This is a genomic window from Amycolatopsis circi, from assembly GCF_003385235.1.
In the GTDB taxonomy this organism is placed as follows: Bacteria; Actinomycetota; Actinomycetes; order Mycobacteriales; family Pseudonocardiaceae; genus Amycolatopsis; species Amycolatopsis circi.
Window position 1 is genome coordinate 1 of record NZ_PQIA01000259.1, and the last position, 5636, is coordinate 5636.

A 5636-nucleotide genomic window follows, 5' to 3' on the forward strand; every position below is an offset into this window, starting at 1 on the left:
GCTGTAAAGTTCGATCGAGACTATTCTCAATCATATTTCTCAAAGGAAACCCCGACGAGGGGGTTTCATATATAAGCTCTACTGGCTTAGTTCACTAGCACACTGTTGAGTTCTCAAGCAACACACCCCGCATCACACCCGAACCCCCGTGAGGGCGAGCCTGACCGAAGCGGTCATTCCTAGCAGTTTTTGGTGGGACACCCACTCAATCACCCTAGAGGCGAGAGCTTGGTTCGTGTCCCGGCGGCCACCCGGTTTCCCTGGCGACTTGGAGAAGATTACACGGCTCAAAACGGCCCGAAACAGGGGGGTCCCTTAATACGATCTTCGCAGGTCAACCGGCCAAATGGTCCCGTGACGGCCGATCCCGCGGGCCCGCGGGCCGCGAACAGGCGGAGCCGGGTCCGGTGAATCCGGCGGCTTATCGGCTCGCGGATGCCGCAATCCGAAGGAACGGATGGCGCGCTATCGGCGAATAGCGGGAGCGAGTGGTCCCCTCGCTCCCCGATACGGACCGAGCCGCTGGCGAACGAGCGAGGCCGGTCGACGGTGGAAGTCGACGTGCCGCACACGCAAGGGAGCGGACCGGATCGTCAGCGAGGCGGTTCCGTCAGGGGCATCCTGATCGCCAAGCCAATCGCGACCGCCGTGACCGAAGGGTGACCCGCGTCACCCGAAACGAACCGAGAGACGATGTCCGGTCCGGGACAGGCAGCTTCGTTCTTCCCGTGACTGGTGCCCGAGCGCCGGTCACAAGAGCGGACACCAGCAAAGAGGGAGCACCTGATGAAGTACCTGATCCTGGCGTACGGGAACCAGCAGGACTACGACCACCTCAGCGGCAAGGACGGCGCCGCACCCGCGGCCACCCCGGCGGAGATGGCGGCGGTCGAGGAGTTCCTCGTCGGGTTCACCGGGGCACTGGCCGAATCGGGAGAGCTGGTCGAGACACAGGGGCTCACCGCACCCCTCTTGGCCCGGCGGCTCGATCTGCGGGACGGGGTTCCGGTCGTCACCGACGGGCCGTTCGGCGAGACCGAGGAGGTCATCGCCGGGTACTGGATGGTCGACTGCGCCAGTTTCGACCGGGCCACCGACATCGCGGCGGGCCTGCTCAAGGCTCCGGGGCGGTTGTCCGAGGCCGGAGTGGTGGTCCGGCCGGTGATGGGTGCCGAGAGCGAACTCTGACCTGGCCGCAAGAGCAAGCGACAGACCAAGGCGGCAGAGATGACCGACCAATCCGTCCCGGCCACGCTCAACGACACCCTGCGCACCCTCGCGCCGCAGGTGCTGGGCGCGCTGGTCCGCCGCTACGGGCGGTTCGACCCGGCCGAGGACGCGGTCCAGGAAGCCCTGCTCAAAGCCTCCCAGCAGTGGCCGGAGACGGGGATCCCCGAGCGGCCCTTCGGCTGGCTGCTGCGGGTCGCGAGCCGGAAGCTGATCGATCTGCTCCGGGCTGACCAGGCGAGACGGGAGCGGGAGATCAAGGCGGCCCGCGAAGATGTCGCCGAGCAAACCGGCGACGACACGTTGATCCTGCTCCTGCTCTGCTGCCATCCGTCGTTGTCCACGGCGTCGCAGATCGCGCTCACGCTGCGCGCCGTCGGCGGGCTCACGACGGCGGAGATCGCGCGGGCGTTCCTCACCTCCGAAGACTCGATGACCCGCCGCATCTCCCGCGCCAAACGGACCATCCAGGACAGTGGCGTGTCGTTCCGGATGCCACCCGAGGAGGCGCGGCGTGAGCGGCTCGAGGCGGTCCTGCATGTCCTCTACCTGATTTTCACCGAGGGCTATTCAGCGACGTCAGCACCGGATTTGCACCGCGGAGAGCTGGTCGCGGAGGCGATCCGGCTGGCGGAGATGACAGCCGCGTTGCTGCCGGACGACAGCGAGGCCGCCGGGCTGCTCGCCCTGATGCTGCTGACGGACGCGCGGTCGCCGGCGCGGGCGACCGAGCAGGGCGAGCTGGTTCCGCTGCACGAGCAGGACCGGACGCGGTGGAAGGCGGAGTCGATCCGGCGCGGGGTGGAGCTGGTGACGACGGCGTTGCCGCGCGGTCCGGTCGGGCCGTATCAGCTGCAGGCTGCCATCGCGGCTGTTCATGACGAGTCGGCCACCGCGGAGGAGACCGACTGGCGGCAGATTGTCGGGCTTTATCGGCTGCTGCTCAAGGTTTCGGCGAGTCCGGTCGCGAAGGTGAGCCACGCCGTCGCGGTCGGGATGGCGGACGGACCGACGGCGGGACTCGCACTGCTTGACGCACTGGACAACCGCGACCGGCGGTTTTATGCGGCGCGAGCACATCTTCTGGAAAAGGCGGGCGACCGCGAAGCGGCCCGGAGCGCATACCTGCGCGCGGCCGAACTCGCCACCAACATCCGCCAGGTGCGGTATCTCAATGCCTGCGCCCGGCGACTTTCTGAAGGAGCTGGACATGACTGACGAGATCCGGCCGTACCGGCTCGAGATCCCCGAAGCGGACCTGGTCGATCTGCGGGAGCGACTCGACCGGACGAAATGGGCACCGGAGCCGGTCGGCGGTGACCAGGGGTACGGCGTCAGCGTCGGCCGGGTGCGCGAGCTGGCCGAGCACTGGCGCCGTCGCTACGACTGGCGGGCTTGGGAACGGCGGTTCAACGAGTATCCGCAGTTCACGACGACGATCGACGGCAGCGACGTCCATTTCCTGCATGCCCGCTCGCCGGAGCCGGACGCCATCCCGTTGATCCTCAGCCACGGGTGGCCGGGGTCGGCGGCGGAGTATCTGGCCGCGGTCGGGCCGTTGAGCGATCCTCGCGCGCACGGGCTTGATCCGTCGATCGCGTTCGACGTCGTGTTGCCGTCGTTGCCGGGGTTCGGGTTTTCCGGTCCGACGGCCGACACCGGCTGGGGGCCGCAGCGGATCGCGCGGGCGTGGGCGGAGTTGATGCGCCGGCTCGGCTACGAGCGGTACGGGACGGCGGGCAACGACTGGGGTTCGGGGATCGCGCCGGAGGTCGGTCGCGTCGCGCCGGAGCAGGTGCTCGGTGCGCATGTGACGCAGACCTGGGATCCGCCGCCGGACGACGATCCACAGTGGATTGCCGAACTGTCCCCCAAGGACAAAGCCGCGTGGGACGCGTTCCATCACTACTTCACCAATGAAGCCTCCTACGGCGTCGTCCAAGCGCAGCAGCCGCAGACTCTCGCGCACGCGTTGTCCGACTCCCCGGTCGGCCTGCTCGGCTGGAACGCGCAGGCGATGCACGACCACGGTCTCGACGCCGACGGGATCCTCACCCACGTCACGATCCACTGGCTGACCGGCACCGCCGGTTCCGCGATCCGGATCTACGCCGAGGAAAGCCGGGAGACGCCCGCCGAGGGCCGCAATCCGGTGCCGCTCGGGGTCGCGCAATTCCCCGGCGACCTGCCGTCGATCCGGGTGTTCACCGAGCACCACCGGAATCTGGTGTCGTGGAACGAGTACGACCGCGGCGGCCATTACGCGGCACAGGAGGTGCCGGAGCTATGGGCGGGCGACGTCCGCCAGTTCTTCGCGAAGCTGCGGTAGAAAAACATTGCTCCGACTACATTGCGCCTTATTGCACTGATAAATCGCCCCGATTAGCGTCGGGGACATGCAAACCGTCCTTCTCCCCTCCGGCGCTCGGATCGCCTACGACGACCTCGGACCGCAGCCGAAGCTCCCGGTGTTTCTCGTGCACGGGCACCCGTTCGACCGGTCCATGTGGGGTCCGCAAGCTGAATACCTCGCACGGTACGGGCACCGGGTCGTGGTCCCTGACCTGCGGGGATACGGAGAAAGCACCGGACCGGCGGTCAATGGCCTCGAAGACTTCGCCGAGGATCTGCTCGGACTGGCTGATCACCTCGGCCTCGGCCGCTTCGCGCTGGGTGGGCTGTCGATGGGCGGGCAGATCGTGATGCAGACCGTCCGGGATTACCCGGAGCGGATTGCCGCGCTGCTGCTCGCCGACACGTTCGCCGAGCCCGAGACCGCCGAAGGAAAGGCGGCCCGCAACCAGGCCGCGGACCGGGTGCTCGCGGAAGGAATGACCGCGTACGCCGACGAGCTGCTACCGAAGATGGTGTCGCCCGGCACCCTCCGTTCAACGCCCGAAGTGGCCGGACACGTCCAAAAAATGATGCGCGACGCCCCGGCAGCGGGCGCGGCGGCCGCGTTGCGGGCCCGGGCGAAGCGGCCGGACTACCGCGATTCGCTGAAGCAGGTCGACGTGCCCACGCTGGTCGCAGTAGGCAGCGAGGACGAGTTCACCCCGGTCGCCGACGCGCAACTGCTGCACCAGCTCGTGGCCGGTTCGGAGCTGGTGGTGCTCGACGGCGCGGGACACCTGCCTAACCTGGAACGCGCGGCCGAGTTCAACGACGTGTTCGGCCGTTTCCTGGACCAGGTCCGGCCGGACCACGCAGAAGAACGGTGACGCACTCCATGAAGACCGTATTGGTGACCGGCGCGAGCGCCGGGTTCGGTGCCGCGATCACGCGCCGGTTCGTCGCGGAGGGCGCGCGAGTCGTCGCCGCGGCCCGCAGCGGCGACCGGCTGAAAACACTCGCGGACGAACTGGGCGACGCGGTTTACCCGCTGGTGCTGGACGTCCGCGACGCAGCCGCGGTCGCGGACGTCGTCGCGGAGCTGCCCGAGGAGTGGGCGAAGATCGACATCCTGGTCAACAACGCGGGCTTGGCCAAGGGTCTCGAACCCGCACACGAGGCGAAGCTGGACGACTGGGACCAGATGATCGAGACCAATGTGACCGGTCTCGTACACCTGACCCGCGCAGTACTGCCCGGCATGGTCGAACGCGGCGCCGGCCACGTGATCAACATCGGCTCGGTCGCAGGCAGCTACGCCTACCCCGGCGCGAACGTCTACGGCGCGACCAAGGCGTTCGTCCACCAATTCAGCCTCAACCTGCGCTCCGACCTGCGCGGCACCGGCGTCCGAGTAACGAACGTCGAACCTGGCCTGGTCGGCGGCACCGAATTCTCGACCGTCCGCTTCGGCGGCGACCAGGACAAGGCAGCCAACGTCTACGCCGGCACCACGCCCCTGACCGCAGACGACGTCGCCGAGTCGGTGTACTGGGCCAGCGCCCAGCCAAAACACGTGAACATCAACGTCATCGAGCTGATGCCGGTGGTGCAGACCTTCTCCGCGCTGAACATCGACCGCGAGTCCTGAAGCCCAACGTCCGTGAGGGGAACCTTCACGGACTCAGAGTCCCTCAGGGTTCCCCTCACGGACGCGCGGAAGCGGCTAAGTGGGCATAGGTCGGGCATTTCGGCGGAAGTGACGTCCTTTGTGGACGGTCGGCAGGCTGAGGCCACGCCGCTTAAGTCCCTGGCATTGCCCGCCGCCGTCCGTGAGGGGCCCCTTCACGGAATTAGATTCCCTCAAGGGGCCCTTCACGGACCTCACCACCGCCGAGACGCACCCAAAGCGGCGTTCGGTGCGTCAACTCGCACCCAACGCGGCGTTCGGTGCGCCCCACGCACCCAGTGCCGCATTGGGGCGCAAGCCCCCTGCGAACCGCAGCCGACGCACCCAACAATCGAGGCACCCAGCCCCTCCCCCAACCCCGATACGAAGCCTCCCTGCGGTTCGGGGG

At 67.7% G+C, this 5636-nt stretch carries 5 protein-coding genes; all 5 read left to right on the forward strand.

What is annotated here, in order from left to right:
* Positions 1-786: 786 nt before the first annotated feature.
* Entirely contained in the window at positions 787-1188 is a 402-nt protein-coding gene (locus D0D37_RS45830) for a YciI family protein (protein WP_116206824.1), read from the forward strand.
* Between the two features lie 39 nt (positions 1189-1227).
* Positions 1228-2445, forward strand: a complete 1218-nt coding sequence (locus tag D0D37_RS45835; RefSeq protein ID WP_116206825.1) for an RNA polymerase sigma factor — start codon at positions 1228-1230, stop codon at positions 2443-2445.
* Positions 2438-3556, forward strand: coding sequence for an epoxide hydrolase family protein (locus D0D37_RS45840; RefSeq protein WP_116206826.1), 1119 nt, complete (start codon positions 2438-2440; stop codon positions 3554-3556). Before D0D37_RS45835 ends, D0D37_RS45840 begins: the two co-directional genes overlap by 8 nt.
* Positions 3557-3623: 67 nt before the next feature.
* Positions 3624-4448 (forward strand): alpha/beta fold hydrolase, encoded by an 825-nt coding sequence (locus D0D37_RS45845; protein WP_116206827.1) that lies wholly within the window; start codon positions 3624-3626, stop codon positions 4446-4448.
* A gap of 8 nt (positions 4449-4456) precedes the next feature.
* Complete coding sequence (locus D0D37_RS45850) at positions 4457-5209, forward strand: SDR family NAD(P)-dependent oxidoreductase (RefSeq protein ID WP_116206828.1); 753 nt, start codon at positions 4457-4459, stop codon at positions 5207-5209.
* Positions 5210-5636 lie beyond the last annotated feature (427 nt).